This is a genomic window from Vreelandella vilamensis, assembly GCF_031451755.1.
Lineage (GTDB): Bacteria > Pseudomonadota > Gammaproteobacteria > Pseudomonadales > Halomonadaceae > Vreelandella > Vreelandella vilamensis.
On the sequence record NZ_JARWAN010000009.1, the window covers coordinates 42,300 to 58,897 of the forward strand.

Annotated in this window: 18 protein-coding genes and 2 tRNA genes; 7 read left to right on the plus strand and 13 right to left on the minus strand. The window is 52.2% G+C overall.

The window, feature by feature from the left end:
- Positions 1 to 22 precede the first annotated feature (22 nt).
- From QC823_RS07350 to QC823_RS07380, 7 genes are all read right to left on the minus strand, one after another.
- Complete coding sequence (locus tag QC823_RS07350) at positions 23 to 1,216, minus strand: uracil-xanthine permease family protein (protein WP_422823620.1); 1,194 nt, start codon at positions 1,214 to 1,216, stop codon at positions 23 to 25.
- 162 nt (positions 1,217 to 1,378) lie between these two features.
- Entirely contained in the window at positions 1,379 to 2,008 is a 630-nt protein-coding gene (upp, locus tag QC823_RS07355; protein WP_309655715.1) for a uracil phosphoribosyltransferase, read from the minus strand.
- A gap of 96 nt (positions 2,009 to 2,104) precedes the next feature.
- Positions 2,105 to 2,788, minus strand: coding sequence for a uracil-DNA glycosylase (gene ung / locus QC823_RS07360; RefSeq protein ID WP_309655716.1), 684 nt, complete (start codon positions 2,786 to 2,788; stop codon positions 2,105 to 2,107).
- A gap of 59 nt (positions 2,789 to 2,847) precedes the next feature.
- Positions 2,848 to 3,327: a xanthine phosphoribosyltransferase gene (gene gpt, locus QC823_RS07365; protein WP_179930833.1), complete on the minus strand. Its 480-nt coding sequence runs from the start codon at positions 3,325 to 3,327 to the stop codon at positions 2,848 to 2,850.
- 7 nt (positions 3,328 to 3,334) lie between these two features.
- On the minus strand, positions 3,335 to 3,880 hold the full coding sequence (locus QC823_RS07370) for an adenine phosphoribosyltransferase (protein WP_309655717.1): 546 nt from the start codon (positions 3,878 to 3,880) through the stop codon (positions 3,335 to 3,337).
- A gap of 34 nt (positions 3,881 to 3,914) precedes the next feature.
- Positions 3,915 to 5,213 (minus strand): NCS2 family permease, encoded by a 1,299-nt coding sequence (locus tag QC823_RS07375; RefSeq protein ID WP_309655718.1) that lies wholly within the window; start codon positions 5,211 to 5,213, stop codon positions 3,915 to 3,917.
- Positions 5,214 to 5,434: 221 nt separating this feature from the next.
- Positions 5,435 to 6,061 carry a riboflavin synthase subunit alpha gene (locus QC823_RS07380; protein ID WP_309655719.1) on the minus strand — a complete coding sequence of 209 codons (627 nt, stop codon included), beginning with the start codon at positions 6,059 to 6,061 and terminating at the stop codon, positions 5,435 to 5,437.
- 468 nt (positions 6,062 to 6,529) lie between these two features.
- Between QC823_RS07380 and QC823_RS07385 the strand changes: the two genes are divergently transcribed.
- The 4 genes from QC823_RS07385 (at position 6,530) to QC823_RS07400 (ending at position 9,664) form a co-directional block, all read left to right on the plus strand.
- Entirely contained in the window at positions 6,530 to 7,588 is a 1,059-nt protein-coding gene (locus QC823_RS07385; RefSeq protein ID WP_309655720.1) for a methionine ABC transporter ATP-binding protein, read from the plus strand.
- On the plus strand, positions 7,569 to 8,222 hold the full coding sequence (locus QC823_RS07390) for a methionine ABC transporter permease (protein ID WP_309655721.1): 654 nt from the start codon (positions 7,569 to 7,571) through the stop codon (positions 8,220 to 8,222). Before QC823_RS07385 ends, QC823_RS07390 begins: the two co-directional genes overlap by 20 nt.
- A gap of 91 nt (positions 8,223 to 8,313) precedes the next feature.
- Positions 8,314 to 9,105, plus strand: coding sequence for a MetQ/NlpA family ABC transporter substrate-binding protein (locus tag QC823_RS07395; protein WP_309655722.1), 792 nt, complete (start codon positions 8,314 to 8,316; stop codon positions 9,103 to 9,105).
- A gap of 82 nt (positions 9,106 to 9,187) precedes the next feature.
- Positions 9,188 to 9,664, plus strand: a complete 477-nt coding sequence (locus QC823_RS07400; RefSeq protein ID WP_309655723.1) for a GAF domain-containing protein — start codon at positions 9,188 to 9,190, stop codon at positions 9,662 to 9,664.
- Between the two features lie 88 nt (positions 9,665 to 9,752).
- Here QC823_RS07400 and QC823_RS07405 read toward each other — a convergent pair.
- The 3 genes from QC823_RS07405 to QC823_RS07415 form a co-directional block, all read right to left on the minus strand.
- A tRNA-Val gene (locus QC823_RS07405) sits at positions 9,753 to 9,829 on the minus strand.
- 61 nt (positions 9,830 to 9,890) lie between these two features.
- A tRNA-Val gene (locus tag QC823_RS07410) sits at positions 9,891 to 9,967 on the minus strand.
- A 91-nt stretch (positions 9,968 to 10,058) separates the two neighbouring features.
- Complete coding sequence (locus tag QC823_RS07415) at positions 10,059 to 11,435, minus strand: class II fumarate hydratase (protein WP_309655724.1); 1,377 nt, start codon at positions 11,433 to 11,435, stop codon at positions 10,059 to 10,061.
- Between the two features lie 253 nt (positions 11,436 to 11,688).
- Here QC823_RS07415 and QC823_RS07420 point away from each other — a divergent pair, with 253 nt between their 5' ends.
- The gene (locus QC823_RS07420; protein ID WP_309655725.1) at positions 11,689 to 12,063 is read left to right on the plus strand and encodes a phasin family protein; all 375 of its coding nucleotides are present in this window, start codon (positions 11,689 to 11,691) and stop codon (positions 12,061 to 12,063) included.
- A 68-nt stretch (positions 12,064 to 12,131) separates the two neighbouring features.
- Here QC823_RS07420 and hda read toward each other — a convergent pair whose 3' ends face one another.
- Positions 12,132 to 12,836: a DnaA regulatory inactivator Hda gene (hda, locus tag QC823_RS07425; RefSeq protein ID WP_309655726.1), complete on the minus strand. Its 705-nt coding sequence runs from the start codon at positions 12,834 to 12,836 to the stop codon at positions 12,132 to 12,134.
- The gene (locus tag QC823_RS07430; RefSeq protein ID WP_309655727.1) at positions 12,833 to 13,951 is read right to left on the minus strand and encodes an AI-2E family transporter; all 1,119 of its coding nucleotides are present in this window, start codon (positions 13,949 to 13,951) and stop codon (positions 12,833 to 12,835) included. Before QC823_RS07430 ends, hda begins: the two co-directional genes overlap by 4 nt.
- A gap of 188 nt (positions 13,952 to 14,139) precedes the next feature.
- Between QC823_RS07430 and purM the strand changes: the two genes are divergently transcribed.
- Both purM and purN read left to right on the plus strand, forming a co-directional pair.
- Positions 14,140 to 15,207 carry a phosphoribosylformylglycinamidine cyclo-ligase gene (gene purM / locus QC823_RS07435; protein ID WP_309655728.1) on the plus strand — a complete coding sequence of 356 codons (1,068 nt, stop codon included), beginning with the start codon at positions 14,140 to 14,142 and terminating at the stop codon, positions 15,205 to 15,207.
- Positions 15,204 to 15,947, plus strand: a complete 744-nt coding sequence (gene purN, locus QC823_RS07440) for a phosphoribosylglycinamide formyltransferase (RefSeq protein ID WP_309655729.1) — start codon at positions 15,204 to 15,206, stop codon at positions 15,945 to 15,947. Before purM ends, purN begins: the two co-directional genes overlap by 4 nt.
- 74 nt (positions 15,948 to 16,021) lie before the next feature.
- Here purN and dcd read toward each other — a convergent pair whose 3' ends face one another.
- Positions 16,022 to 16,588 carry a dCTP deaminase gene (gene dcd, locus QC823_RS07445; RefSeq protein ID WP_309655767.1) on the minus strand — a complete coding sequence of 189 codons (567 nt, stop codon included), beginning with the start codon at positions 16,586 to 16,588 and terminating at the stop codon, positions 16,022 to 16,024.
- Between the last annotated feature and the right edge of the window lie 10 nt (positions 16,589 to 16,598).

Sequence of the window (16,598 nt, forward strand, 5' to 3'; positions counted from 1 at the left end):
CTCCTTTTATTTCTCAAACGGGTTATGCATCTTCACTGGCTCGCGGTAACACCCAATTCAACACAATACCTACGACTGCCGCCAGACTTACGCCCTGAAGCGTAAATTGACCATTGCCGAACTGCATACCGCCGATACCAAACACCAGGATTAACGATACAACCACCAGATTACGAGGTGCTGTCAGTGAATGCCCGGCGCGCACCAGCGTGTTCATCCCCACAACGGCAATCGACCCGAAGAGCAACGTCATAATGCCGCCCATCACCGGGCCAGGAATGGTCTGTAAAAGCGCCCCTAGTTTAGCCACAAAAGCCAGCAGGATGGCGATGACCGCCGCTACGATCATGTACATTGGATTAAAAGCGCGGGTTAGCGTCACCGCACCGGTCACTTCAGAATAGGTCGTGTTGGGAGGACCACCAAAGAGAGCCGCCAAGGTCGTCGCTAAGCCATCGCCTAACAACGTACGATGAAGCCCCGGCTTTTCAAGATAGTTATTACGCGTGACCGAGCCAATCGCGACCATGTCACCAATGTGCTCTACCGCTGGCGCAATAGCGACCGGAATCATGAACAAAATAGCCGCCCAATGAAACTCAGGAGCAGTAAAACTGGGTAGAGCAAACCAGCTTGCTTCAACTACCGGGGAGAAATCGACCACGCCCATTAAAAGCGACAGCACATACCCCGTCACAATACCACCGATGATAGGCACCAAACGAAGCAGCCCACGCCCAAATACGGCGAGTACCAGGGTCACCAATAGACTTGCCATCGACAGCACAATCGCCTTGGTATAGTTGATGTTTTCACTCGTTTCGCCGGTGGCCATATCGACCGCCACCGGCGCTAACGCCAAGCCAATGACCATAATCACTGGGCCCACCACCACAGCGGGCAGCAAACGGTGTAACCATGCGGTACCTTTAAGTCGAACCGCTTGGGAAATCACGACGTAGACCAATCCCGCCGCCATCAAACCGCCTAAAGTAGCGGGAATACCAAAGTTAGCAATGGAGCCTTGAATGGGGGCGATAAACGCAAACGAAGAGGCCAAAAAAACTGGCACGCTTTGCTTGGTGACAGCATGAAATACCAACGTGCCAGCACCGGCGGTAAATAGCGCTACGCTAGGATCGAGCCCGGTAAGTAGTGGTACCAGCACCAATGCGCCAAAAGCAACAAAGAGCATCTGAGTGCCTGTCAGTAGCATTTTGGGCCATGAATCGGTTTGCGCAGTCGTATCTGTCACTTGGGGCCTCCTTAATATTCAGCAAAATAAGTTTCATGCTGCACTATCTCGTTCGTGTTTATCAGCAGAGCAAAAAAATGCCCCCAACGCGCAGGGCGAAAGGGGCAGTCATACTAGGCGCGCTTATCGCGTACCAAAGATCTTATCGCCAGCATCACCAAGGCCAGGCACGATATAGCCGTTTTCATCTAGCCGCTCGTCAATGGAGGCCGTGTAAATCTCAATATCCGGGTAGGCTTCTTGCACACGCTTGATACCTTCGGGTGCTGCTACCAAGACAATGACTTTCATGCTTTCGCAGCCTCGCTCGCGCAACATATCCAGGGTTGCCACCATGGAACCGCCAGTGGCGAGCATCGGGTCGATCACGATGGCCATACGCTCTTCAATATCATTGGCGAACTTGGCAAAGTAAGGCACTGGCTGCAGCGTTTCTTCATCACGATACAAGCCCACAACACTCACACGCGCACTGGGAATTAAATCCGTTACACCTTCCAGCATGCCCAAGCCTGCGCGCAAAATCGGCACGACCGTCACTTTCTTGCCTTTTAGACGGCGTGTCGCAATTGGCTCTCCGTTCCAGCCTTTAATCTCATGATCTTCAAGCTCTAGTCCTTGAGTGGCTTCATAAGTAAGAAGCTTTGCCACTTCACCGGCTAACTCACGAAAGCTTTTGGTGCTGAGATCCGCTTCTCGCATCAGCCCCAACTTATGCTGCACCAGCGGATGATTAATGGCATGAACACTCATGGGACTTCCTCACTGCAGGCATTTGATTCAACGACGTTTGTCGTCTCGACAGGTATACAAAATTGTGCGCTATTCTACGCGTAACAAACCTTGAGGTTAAGGGGTTTGCGGCAATTGCCAATCAATAGGAGTTCGGCCTTGAGATTGAAGAAAGTCATTTGCTTGGGAAAAGTGTCGCGAACCCAAAAAACCGCGATGGGCGGAAAGCGGAGAAGGGTGCGGCGCTTCAAGCACCAAATGACGCCTGCGATCAATCAACTGTTTCTTTTGCCGCGCATGGCCACCCCACAGCATAAAAACGCAAGGAGGCGCTTGCTCACTGACTACCTCAATCACACGATCGGTAAATAACTCCCAACCTTTGCCACGGTGCGATGCCGCGTTACCCTGCTCAACCGTCAATGCCGTGTTGAGAAGCATAACGCCTTGCTTGGCCCAGGCTTCCAAATGGCCGTGTTTAACTGGCGTGAACCCAACATCAGAGGCAAGCTCTTTGTAGATATTGGCAAGGGATGGCGGCACCGGCACGCCCGGTTGCACGGAAAAACAAAGACCATGCGCCTGGTTTGGACCGTGGTAAGGGTCTTGACCCAAAATAACGACTTTAACCTCATCAAGCGGGGTTAGCTCAAACGCACGAAACCAGTTCGATGAGTGTGGGTATATCACCTTTTTTGCCGCCTTTTCATCGGCGAGAAACGCCCTGAGCGAGTGCATATACTCAGCGTGAAACTCATTCTCTAAGGCTTTCCCCCACTCACCCGGTAACGGATTCGCCATTGCCTTACCTCTTTATGGCTTCATAACGTCATGGTTTCATAACATCAGGGTTTCAAATGTTATTTTCTAACTTGATCAACAAGGGGCTCTACGTAGGCCACGCCCATATCCCAAGGGAATTGGATCCAACACTGCTGAGCCACTTCCGTGAGGTATTGATCAACCAATGGGCGCCCTTCTGGCTTGGCGTAAATCGTGACAAAGTGCGCTTTAGGCAGCATCTCTCTGACAGCTTTGGCCGTTTTACCGGTATCCACTAGATCATCAACGAGAAGCCAGCCATCGCCGTCATGGTCAACGCCTTTCAGAACGTCCAATCCACCCTGATCCATGTGATCATAGCTTTTGATGCAAACGGTATCGATTAGGCGCACGTTAAGCTCCCGCGCGATTAGCGCTGCGGGAATCAGCCCGCCGCGCGTAATCGCCACAATACCTTTAAAATCACGCTCAATTAACTGATGACACAACTGGCGCACATCGCGGTGTAGCTGATCCCAAGAGACCGTAAAATGCTGGTGATAACGGTGAGTACTCATAAAGGCGTTACTCGTCTTCGGTAAAGGAACAAACTGCGAACACACCAAAACCTGCATCGCGAATTTTCTGCGCCCCACCTAGCTCAGGTAGATCAATGATAGTGGCGGTTTCCACCACCTGACCACCGCTGCGCTGAATCAGGTTAGCCGCTGCCAGCATAGTGCCACCGGTGGCGATCAAGTCATCCATTAGCAGAATGCGGTCATTTTTCTGAAAAGCATCAGAGTGCAGTTCAACCTCAGAATGACCGTACTCAAGCGTGTAGGTTTCGCTAATGGTTTTAAAAGGCAGCTTCCCCTTCTTGCGCACGGGCACAAAGCTACAACCAAGCTCGTAAGCCAACGGCGCGCCGATGATAAATCCTCGCGCATCAATCGACGCGATAGCATCTAGGTTCATCTCTTGATAACGGTGCACAAAGCTATCAATTAGCTTGCGAAAAGCAGCGCTGTTTTGCAGCAACGGGGTAATATCGCGAAAATTCACGCCCGGTTCAGGCCAATCCGGCACCGTGCGGATAACGGATTTAATATAATCGCCATAGATGCTCATCGCGTCTCTCGTTTCGTCGGTAAGTGGTCGAGGTTTAGTCTAAAAAGAAGAATTTAGCCACGAACAGCAGCGCCAATAACACTACTGCAATATTTAAGTCTTTAAAGCGGCCCGATAGTGCCTTTATCGCCACATAGCTAATAAAGCCCAGTGCGATACCTTCTGCGATAGAAAACGTCAGCGGCATGGCCAATGCAGCAATTAAGACGGGGGCAGCTTCCGTTGCGTCATCCCAGTCAGCGTGGGCGAGGCTACCTGCCATCAATACCGCCACATATAGTAGCGCACCGGCAGTTGCATAAGCGGGAATAGAGCCCGCGAGCGGGGCAAAAAAGAGGCTCAGTAAAAAAAGAACCCCCACGACCACGGCGGTCAAGCCAGTGCGCCCGCCCGCCGCAATACCGGCAGTAGACTCAATATAACTGGTGGTAGTCGAGGTACCTAGGGCCGCGCCAGCCATTGATGCCGTGCTATCAGCCATCATCGCACGCCCAACCCGCGGTAATTTACCATCTTTATCTAAAAGCTTGCCCCGCTGAGCGACACCCACCAACGTGCCTGACGTGTCAAAAAGATCGACAAACAAAAACGCAAAAATCACGCTCAGCATGGCGACATCCAGCGCGGCCATGACATCCATCTGCATCAACGTGGGAGCAATAGACGGTGGCATTGACATCAGGCCACCGTATTCATTGTGGCCGAGCAGCATGGCAACTACCGTAATACCTAAAATACCGATCATCACCGCACCGGTGACTTTTAAATACGCCAGGGCTGTGATAACAAAAAAGCCAACGAGCGCATAAATTGCCGCCGGCTCAGACAGATCTCCAAGGGCTACGTAGGTCGCCGGGTTTGACACCACAATACCGGCATTTTTAAGCGCCACCATGGCCAGGAAGAGGCCGATACCCGCAGCAATACCGAGACGAAGCGATAACGGTATCGAATTGATAATCCACTCGCGAACTTTAAAAATACTCAACAGAAAGAAACAAAAACCAGACAAGAAGACCGCCCCTAGGGCTGCTTCCCAGGTATGTCCCATGCCCAGCACTACACCATAAGTAAAGAAGGCATTTAGCCCCATCCCCGGCGCTTGACCAATCGGATAATTGGCCCAAACTCCCATCACTAAGCAGCCAATCGCAGCGGCCACGCAGGTCGCCACAAAAACGGCACCGTAGTCCATGCCTGCTTCGGAAAGAATGCTGGGGTTAACAAAAATGATATAGGCCATCGTTAGGAACGTTGTAATCCCAGCGATCACCTCAGTTTTTATGTTGGTTTTGTGCTCAGAGAGCTTGAAGTGCTTCTCAAGAAGTTTCATAAAGTTTTCGATCCTTAACGCTACGCGTAGGGTCCCTGAGTGTAAGAAAAGCTGCACATATTAACGAAAGGCACTTATTATCGAAAGCAATTGTTATCAAAAGGCAATTTGCAATACGAGCGCCCAAATGCAGCAGAGTGTTGGGCATCTGCCCACTTATTGTTATTTGCAAGCTTTAGGCCAAAAGCTTACCAATCGGTCAGCAAAAACAAAAATATTGCCTACCCACGGTTCGCTAAGACGCGCTCCACCGTTTCAACAATCACCTGAGTTTGCGGATCAATCTCGATATTGACCTCATCGTCAAGCATCCGCTCGCTTAATGCGGTACGCGATAGTGTCTCAGGTATGAGATTCACGCTGAACGTTACTCCGCCGCTCTCATCTGTTTGACGCACATCAGCCACCGTAAGGCTAATACCGTCCACTCCGATATACCCTTTTTCAAACACAAATCGGCTGACTTTTTCCGGCAATGCAAACCACAATCGACGATTGTTCGGCGCTTCTTCGATCTCAACCAACTTCGCTTTGCAAATCACGTGGCCTGACATAACGTGGCCGCCAATTTCATCGCCAAAACGCGCGGCACGCTCAATATTGACGCACTGCCCAGGCGTAATTGCACCAAGATTGGTCAACCGTAACGTTTCACGCATCAAGTCAAAGCTTACGTTATCACCCTCAATTGCTGTCACTGTGAGGCAGACACCGTTATGGGCAACAGACGCTCCAATCTCAAGCCCTTCACGCATATGGCTAGGCATCTCCACCACGTGGGTACGAAAGGCGTCGAGCTCGCGCACTGCAACGACAACAGCGGTGCCTTGTACAATCCCCGTAAACATCGCTTCCCCCTGAACATGGCGTTATCGCCAACATCTTGCACGTAAATAGGGCGGTATTGTGCCACTTTTATGCTGATGACACCCCCTTCAAGACACGTGCATGAAAAATTTTTCCCGCACAACAACGCGACTTGATAATAGACACCCCAAATACACCTACCAAAATCACTTAAAAAGAAAATAAAACCAATAAAAACTCAGATTGTAAAAAATAATTCTAACCGGTATTTGACAGTACTCATCCCGGTATTTAGACTTTTGCCTCAATTGTAACGACGCCGATTTGTACCCAGATTGCGGGCGTCTACCCAGCCAATAGGCGGGTAAAATTTCGCTAAAAGGGTGTGTCCAGCGTTGATGGCCACCCGTTTAGGGTGGTCTTTTTTTGTTTCCCACCCTAGGCTTGCTCCTCGCACTCTATTGTCGGCCTCTTTACGTCTTTGGCCTCATATAAGGCAGACGCGATTCATGATTGAACTCAACAATGTCAGCAAAACCTATTACAGCAAAGCCAGTGGCAATAAACTGGGTGCCGTTCATGCGCTAAAAAACGCTAGCTTACATGTCCCCAAAGGCACTATTCACGGCGTCATAGGCTTATCGGGCGCCGGTAAGTCAACGCTGATACGCTGCGTCAACCTCTTGGAGCGCCCCACAGAAGGAAGTGTCACGGTCAATGGCCAAGAAATGACACGTCTGAATGCTCAGGAGCTAAATCAAGCGCGCCATCGTATTGGCATGATTTTTCAGCATTTCAACTTACTCACAACGCGCAATGTTTTTGACAATGTGGCCCTGCCGTTGGAACTCATGGGGCGTTCTAAAAAGGCAATTCGCGAGCGCGTTTTACCGCTTTTAGAGCTTGTTGGCCTTAACGATAAGACCCATCAGTTTCCTGCTCAACTCTCAGGTGGGCAAAAGCAACGTGTCGCCATTGCTCGAGCGCTGGCTAGCGAACCCGCGGTATTGCTCTGCGATGAAGCAACATCCGCGCTTGACCCGCAAACAACCGGCTCCATTCTTGAGCTCCTGCGCGATATCAACCAGACGCTCGGCATTACCATTTTGTTGATCACGCACGAAATGGAGGTGGTTAAATCTATCTGCCATCGCGTCAGTTTGATCTCTGACGGCGAACTAGTAGAAAACGCCGTCGTCGGTGATTTTTTTACCGCGCCTCGCACACAGCTTGGGCGTGAATTTTTAAATGACTTTCTCCAGCTAGCCCCTCCCAAAGAGCTGGTGGATCGCTTGCAAGAAACCCCTAGCGATACTACTCACCCGATTGTGCGATTAACATTTTCTGGCGATGCCGTTTCTACCCCGGTCATTTCTCAGCTCGCGCGCGAATGCGGTGTCGACGTCAGCATTTTGCAAGCCAAAGTGGAGTCCATTCAGGAACGCACCTTAGGCTTGATGATTGCCGAGTTACTGGGAACGTCAGAACAAACTCAGCAAGCCATGCACTATCTTGAATCTCAAAAGCTACAAGTAGAGGTACTAGGCCATGTCCAGCGCGATGATTGATCTTATTCTGCAGGCAACGCTGGATACGCTCTATATGGTGGGAGTATCCGGCCTTATTTCGACACTCCTCGGGGTACCTTTGGGCGTAATGCTTTACGTAACACGTCCTCGGCAAATTCTCACCATGCCGATACTCAACCAAGTGCTCGGGATTGTGACCAATATTGGCCGCTCCATTCCGTTTATCATTCTGATGGTAGCCATCATTCCCTTCACGCGCATGTTAGTGGGCACCTCCATCGGGATTAACGCCGCCGTGGTCCCCTTGACCATTGCCGCCATTCCATTTGTCGCACGCTTGGTGGAAGGCGCACTTAATGAGCTATCTCCGGGATTGATCGAATCCGCTCAGGCGATGGGCGCCACCCCTTGGCAGATTATTCGCAAGGTATTACTCCCTGAAGCACGCGGCGGCATTATCACGGGGTTGACCATCACATTGGTAACACTTGTCAGCTACTCTGCCATGGCAGGCGCGGTGGGGGGTGGCGGTCTTGGCGACCTGGGCATTCGTTACGGCTATAACCGTTTTAACCCCACTATCATGCTTATCACTGTGGTTATTTTGGTGGTCATGGTGCAAGGGTTCCAAAGCCTCGGCGATTACTTAGTACGCAAAAGCGATCGTAAGTAACCATCGCAGTTATACTCTAAAAGAATTAGACATAGTATTTTTATTACTTCAAGATAATGGCGATACAACATCGCGCCAATAGGAGACCTTCATGAAAAAGCTTTTAATTAGCGGCTTATCCGCTCTCGCTCTGATGAGCAGCGTCGCGAGCGCGGACTCACATAGCATCAAAGTGGGTACCGTGGCCGGCCCTGAAACGGACGTCATGCAGGTCGCAGCGGGTATTGCAGAGCGTGAATACGGATTGAACGTTGAAATCATCGAATTCACTGATTACGTCACCCCCAATGCCGCTCTGGCTGATGGCAGCTTAGATGCCAACGCTTACCAACACGAACCGTACATGCAAGCCATGGTGAATGATCGTGGCTACGATTTTGCCGTTGCTGGTTACACTTTCGTGTATCCGATTGGCGCCTACTCGGAAAAGTTTGAGCGCATTGACGAGCTACCGGAAGGCGCCCAAATTGCGCTGCCCAACGACCCTTCTAACGAAGGACGGGCGTTAATTTTGATGCACAACCACGGGTTAATTACGCTCAACGACCCTGAAAACCTGGAAGCGACCCCTATTGATATTGCGGATAACCCGCATAACTTTCGTTTCCGCGAGATTGATGCGGCTCAACTGCCCCGCGTACTGCCGGATGTCGACATGGCATTCATCAATAATACGTTTGCCCAACCGGCAGGCCTGAGCCTTGATAACGCCTTGATCAAAGAAGGGCCTGAATCACCCTACGTCAACCTGATCGTGGTGCGTGGAGGTGATCAGGACCGCGAAGCAATTCGCCAGTTAGTCGACGCCTATCAAAGCGAGGCGGTCATCGAAAAAGCCGAAGAACTGTTCGATGGCGCGGCCGTTCCTGGCTGGATCAAATAAGCACAACTTCCTTCGCCGCTTCATTTTTAAAACGTACATCGGGCCGGCATTGCGCCGGCTCGATGCGTTATTAGGACACCGCATGACGCTATCACCTACCGATTACACCTTACTGGGCAAGCAACTCCACGCCTTGCTTGACACCCGTGATTGGCTAACCAACAGCGCACAGCTTAGCGCGTTTGTTTTTGCGCAAGTGCCTACACTTAATTGGGTGGGCGTTTATCTACAGCGCGAGCCGGATATGCTCTGGCTCGGCCCGTTTCAAGGCAAACCCGCGTGTCACCCCATCCCCTTCAGCAAGGGAGTGTGTGGCGCTGCAGCTCGCACCGGACAAACCCAGCGGGTGGATGACGTTCACGCCGTGGCCGATCACATCGCCTGTGACGCAGCATCGCGTTCGGAACTTGTGATTCCCATTAGATCAGGCGATGCACTTTGGGGCGTACTGGATCTTGACAGCCCCGAGCCAGGGCGCTTCAGCACGACGGACCAAGCGGGTCTTGAATCTCTTGTGGCCATCTTTGCCCAGCGAACGGAGCTACCCCATTTTTGCTAGGCTTTCTATAACGCCGCTGGCAAACAACAGCTAACATGCAGATCACGACCAAAAACGCCCCATCCGCTTAGCGCATGGGGCGTTATCTTGGTAGGACCAGGCGGATTTGAACCGCCGACCTCCACGATGTCAACGTGGCGCTCTAACCAACTGAGCTATGGTCCTGGAAACAGGTAATAAAATGATAGTAGTGGTGAAAAAATCGAGTTGGGCAAAATCGACTTATTGGTAGGACCAGGCGGATTTGAACCGCCGACCTCCACGATGTCAACGTGGCGCTCTAACCAACTGAGCTATGGTCCTGCCGCTCCACAACGGATGCGAATTATACTTCTTTATGACTGAAATGCAAGCACTTTGGACTTAACATCGCCATGCCCTACGTAAAGAAAGCTTACTCCGGCACACCACCCTCGGTCAGTTTCTTAGGGTCTAGTAAGCGCTCAAGCGTTAATCGATCAAGCGTCGTCTCTTCCTCGGCAACGTCGATAATTGGGCGCCCGGCTTGGTACGCTTTTTTGGCGATCGCGGCCGCTGCGTTATACCCAATGACGCCGTTTAGGGCCGTTACTAAAATAGGGTTGCGCGCCAGCGGCTCGCGCAGTTGATCTTCACGTACCTTGAAGGTCGCAATCGCCCGATCCGCCAGTAATCGCGCCGTGTTGCTCATCAGCGCGATAGACGACAATAAATTTGAGGCTACCAGCGGCAGCATCACGTTGAGCTGAAAATTGCCGCTTTGCCCGGCCACGGTAATCGCGGTATCCAAGCCAATCACTTGCGCTGCCGCTTGCGCTGCCGACTCAGGAATAACCGGGTTCACTTTTCCCGGCATAATTGAGCTTCCAGGTTGCAAGGCCTCAAGCTCAATCTCGCCTAACCCGGCAAGGGGGCCAGAATTCATCCAGCGCAAATCGTTGGCGATCTTCATCACGACACAAGCCAAGCCTTTTAGCTGCCCGGAAAGCTCGACTGCCGCATCCTGCGACGCAAGGCTGGCAAAAAAGCTATCGTTAGGCACAAATGTTAAGCCTGTTTGCTCACTTAAGTGTTCAGCCATTTTAGCGCCAAATTCCGCCGGTGTATTAATACCGGTACCAACCGCCGTGCCGCCTTGCGCCAAGCGCTGAAGACGCGTCATGGCACTCTCGATGCGCTCAATCGCTTGATCTAGCTGACTCACCCAGCCGCCTAATTCCTGCGCCATGGTTAACGGCATGGCATCCATCAAGTGCGTACGTCCTGTTTTCACCACGTCTGCCAGCTCGCTAGCACGTTGAGCAATCGCGTCGCGCAAGTGCGTTATCGCCGGCAGCAATGTGCTATCTATGCCAATTGCCGCGGCAACGTGAATTGCCGTCGGGACTACATCGTTACTCGATTGCCCCATATTGACGTGATCATTTGGCAACACTTCGACCCCGGCCCGACTGGCGAGATTAGCTAAAACCTCGTTGACGTTCATGTTGCTCGATGTGCCGGAGCCCGTTTGGAAAACATCCACCGGAAAGTGAGCATCATGCTTGCCGTCGATTACCTCTTGAGCCGCGTCTTTAATGGCCGTGGCACGCGCCTCATCGAGCAAACCCAATGCATGATTGGTATGGGCCGCAGCGAGTTTAATGCGCGCAATAGCATGGATGAACGCAGGCGGCATTGGCTGATGCGATACCGGAAAATTATTCACCGCACGCTGGGTCTGGGCGCCATAAAGCGCATCGGAAGGGACGTTTAACTCGCCCATACTATCGCGTTCTATACGTGTCGACATGTTGCGATCCTTTTTGATCAATGAAACGAACAGGTATCATCCTTCAACCTAACGCGCTTACCTAAGTTAGCAAATACGCCCTAACGGCGCCGCCCACACCCGTTATGTATCTATTTCAAAATCGCATCATTAATAATGTTGCACTGCACAAAAACATCCCCTATACTGCAACGCAACATGACGAAGATTGCATAGATCCACTTACGCGTGCTTCGTCTTAACATCACAAACGAATGCCCTAGGAGGGTTTATCATGCGCACTATTAACACTAACGAAATGACTCAGCAGTTCGATAACATGTTCATGGCGCCTGCTCGCGCTTTTGCAGCACTGAACGTTGATTTCGCGGAAAAAATGTTTAATGCCCAGCTTGACGCAGGCAAAGCCTACGTCGACACCAGCATGGCGCAAGCGCGCAGCTTCATGGACATTAAAGACGCTGAAGGTCTGCGTTCTTACATGGAAGGCCAGCAAAAAGTGGCTAAAGAACTGGCCGAGCGCGTTAAAGGCGATGCGGATAAAGTTGTTGGATTGCAGCAGGACTTCATCCAGAAGAGCCAAAAGCTAACGGAAGATAACGTCAAGCAAGCGCAAGAAACGGCGACCAAGATGAGCAAATCTGCTTAATCTCGACGCAAAGCGCTTTGACAAAAAAACCGCCAACGGCATACCGTTGGCGGTTTTTTTGTGCCGGCTTACCAGCCTAGCGCCTGCTTCACAAATGGAATCGTCAGTTTACGTTTTGCTGACAGCGAAGCTTGATCCAGCGTTTCCAAGGCGCCGCAAAGCTTGCTGAGCTCACGCGGCCCCCGATGTAAAATATAGCGCCCAACGTCGTCAGGTAGCTGCATTCCCCGGCTGTTCGCCCGCAGTTTGAGTGCGCTTAGGCGCTCATCATCATCCAAAGGCTGAAGATGAAAGGTCACGCCCCACGTCAACCTTGAGGCCAGGTCCGGCAGCACAACCGGTAGCTGACGCGGTGAGGCATTGGCGGCAATTACCAAGCATTTGCCCGCATCACGTAAGCGGTTAAACGCGTGAAATAGCCCCTCTTCCCAGCGCTTACGCCCGATTACGCACTCAAGGTCGTCAATCATGACCACGTCTAAGCGTTCAATTTCTTCTAACATGAGCGGCGGAAAGTGACCTAAATCGGCTAAAGGTAAATAGAGCGCGCGCTTGTCATGATCCGATGCAGCATGGCACGCTGCTTGAAGCAGATGGCTTTTGCCGCTGCCAGAGCTACCCCATAGGTACAGATACGGTTCAGCTTGAAACGCTATTTGGCTCACTAGGGCTTGCACCAGCCCGGCATTAGCCGTGCTAGTGTAATAATTTTCGAACGTGGCATCATCGCGCAACCCGACGCCTAAGGGCAACTGTGCCGGCACTCGGCTCATAGGGTTCCCCTATCGTCATAATGATCCTGATTGAGCCTGCGCTGCTCTGCGGCTGCACTCTCGGACACCCCTTCGACATCATATAGCGAACTACCTTTATAGCGATCAAGCACTTCGCGTAAGAGCACCATGATCACTGCCGCCGCCGGCAGTGCTAATAATACACCGGTGAAGCCAAACAGTTTCCCCCCTGCCAACACGGCAAAAATAACCGCCACGGGATGCAAGCCAATTTTGTTACCTAAAAGCTTAGGTTGAAGCACCACACTCTCGATCGTCTGACCAATGGAAAACACCAAAATCACCCCTAAGATTGCCCAAACGGTGCCCATCTGAAAGAGCACCACGATCAACGCAATGCTAATCCCGACAATAAAGCCTAAAAACGGCACGATACTGGCTATCCCGGAAATAAAACCAATCAAAAGACCAAAGTTCAGTCCCATCAAGCTCAGCCCCAGCGCGTATATAATGCCCAAACACAGCATGACTAGCAGTTGCCCACGCAAAAAAGCAGAAAGTACTTCGTCGCAGCGAGCAACCAACCGGTGCGTATCTTCTACCCACTGGCGAGGAATTAGGTTAGCGATATTGTTAATTAACCGGTCCCAGTCAAGCAGCAAGTAAAACGTCACAACGGGGACCAACGCCACGTACGTCACCCAAGAGACCAGTGCCATACTAGAGCGCCCCACTTGCCCGAGCGCCTGCGCTAAATACCCCCCGGCATCACGCCAGTTCTGGACCAAAATTTCGCGTAGATTCGCCACTTCCGCCTGTAAGTCGTAGCCTACCCAGGCCTGCAGCTGAGGAGCAAGCGTGGTTTCCACCCATTGAAGAATAGACGGGAGCGCATCACCAAACTGTTTCACCTGCTGAATAATCAGCGGCACTACAATCAGTAAACTCACCACCAAAATCAGCGCGAGCACAAAAAACACACTCGTCACGGCAAGGGGGCGCTTCATTCCCCAGCGCTCAAAGCGATCGGCCAAGGGATCGGCGAGATAAGCCAGAATCATGCCGGTTACAAATGGCATGAGCACCGCATCAAGCAAATAAATAGCCCCTGCGATGACCACTAAAAGCAGAATTCCCCACCAAGAATGATGCATTCAACGACTCCTCCATGAACCAGGCTGACTAGCCTGTCGTGTTACGCTGCTTGGAGCGATGCGGGTCCAGCTCCTGAGTGTTACAATTTGGCCCGTTACCGCATCGGCGCTGGCTATCCGCCAGCATTCGCATCGTTAGTTTACTTTCATCGTACTTTCATCGTTATTTTTGCACCACAGGATCTGCTATGACCGAGACCTCCTCTTCATCCACCAAACCTTCGCTAAGCTACAAAGACGCAGGCGTTGATATCGACGCAGGCAATGCCCTTGTTGATCGTATTAAGCACGTAGCCAAGCGTACTTCGCGTCCAGAGGTGATGGGTGGCCTCGGTGGTTTTGGCGCCCTGTGCGAGCTTCCCAAAAATTACAAAGAGCCGGTATTGGTATCGGGCACCGACGGCGTGGGCACAAAATTACGCCTTGCGATGGACCTTGGCAAACACGACACCATCGGCATCGACCTTGTTGCCATGTGCGTTAACGATCTGATTGTCGCCGGGGCCGAGCCGCTGCTCTTTCTTGACTACTATGCCACGGGAAAGCTCAACGTGGATATCGCCGCCGAGGTGGTCGAAGGCATTGGAGCTGGCTGCGAGCAGGCGGGATGCGCGCTTGTGGGCGGAGAAACGGCTGAAATGCCCGGTATGTATGAAGGCGATGATTATGATCTCGCTGGCTTCTGCGTGGGTGTCGTCGAGAAAGCGAACATCTTGGACGGCAAAAACGTCAGCGACGGTGACGTCCTCTTAGGCCTTGCTTCCTCGGGCCCGCATTCCAACGGTTACTCGCTGATTCGCAAAATTCTTGAAGTGAGCGAGGCACCGCTCGATACCGCCATCGATGGCAAGCCGTTAAGCGAAGCACTGATGGCGCCAACGCGTATCTATGTCAAACCGCTGCTTTCCTTGATGCGCGAGACAGAGACACCCGTTCACGCACTCTCGCATATCACCGGCGGCGGGCTTTTGGAAAACCTTCCACGTGTTCTGCCCGAGCATTTAGCCGCGCACATCGATATCGCCAGCTGGAAACGCCCTGAGGTCTTCAACTGGTTGAAAGCCCAAGGCAACGTTGACGAAACTGAAATGCACCGGGTGCTTAACTGCGGCATCGGCATGGTGATCGTTGTCCCGCCGGCTCACGCCGATAAAGCCCGCACGCACCTGCAAGCCCAAGGTGAAACCGTTTACACCCTTGGCAACATTGTGGCGCGCGAAGGTGACGCCGTGACGCTGGAGAATCTGCCGGCATGAGCAGCACCGATTACACCAGCGATACGCTAAAAGAGATAGAACCCGAAGCCACCGACGCACGCCGCGTTGTGGTGCTGATTTCCGGTAGCGGCAGTAACTTGCAAGCGTTGATCGAGGCGCAATCCCACGACCGGTTGGGCGGCGAGATCGTGGCGGTCATCTCTAACGAGGCGGATGCCTATGGGCTAAAGCGCGCCCGCGATGCCGGCATTGATGCGGTAGCTTTACCGCACCGTGAATACGATAGCCGCGAGGCTTACGATGGCGCGTTAATCAAGGTCATTGAGCGTCACGAGCCTGACCTCATTGTGCTCGCCGGTTTCATGCGCATCTTGACGCCGCGCTTTGTACAGCGATTTCTCGGACGAACGCTCAATATCCACCCGTCACTGCTGCCCGCTTATCAAGGTCTTAATACCCATGCCCGTGCGCTTGCCGATGGCGTATCAGAGCATGGCTGCAGCGTTCATTTTGTGACCGAAGAGCTCGATGGCGGCCCGGTGGTGATTCAGGCCGCGCTCAAGGTTAGCGCCGATGACACTATCGAGACGCTAAAAGAAAAAATCCACGCCCGCGAGCACCTGATTTATCCTATCGCGGTCAGCTGGTTCTTAGACGGTCGCCTACAGTATAGCGGGACAGGGGCCACACTAGACGGCACCGTACTGCCACCGCAGGGTCTGCGCTTGAGTCACGAAGACGCCGCCGAGGAGCTTGACGAGCTCGACGATCACCCCTAAGACAAACGCAAAACGGCGCTTGAGCGTTTCATCGCTAAGCGCCGTTATGTGTCGCTTTGCTTTTTAGGTTCGAGTTAGGTTCGAGGAAGTGTCACTCCTCGCTGGCCCATGTACTTACCACCCCGGTCTTTATAGGATGTTTCGCAAATCTCATCGGATTCCAAAAAGAGCATTTGCGCCACGCCTTCATTGGCGTAGATTTTGGCTGGGAGGTTGGTGGTATTGGAAAACTCCAACGTTACGTGCCCTTCCCATTCCGGCTCAAGTGGCGTCACGTTAACGATAATCCCACAGCGCGCGTAAGTCGATTTACCTAAACAAATAGTCAGTACGCTGCGCGGGATACGAAAATACTCTACCGTGCGCGCCAGCGCGAAAGAGTTGGGCGGAATAACGCAGACATCCCCCTTCACATCAACAAAGCTCTTATCGTCAAACCCTTTCGGATCGACAACCGCCGAGTGAATATTAGTGAACACCTTAAAATCATCGGCGCAGCGCACATCGTAGCCATAGCTTGAGGTGCCGTACGAAATCACGCGCTTACCATCAACGTAACGCACCTGTTCTGCTTCAAAAGGCTCAATCATGGCGTCACTGGCGGCCATGCGACGAATCCATTTATCCGATTTAATGCTCATTGCGTTGCTA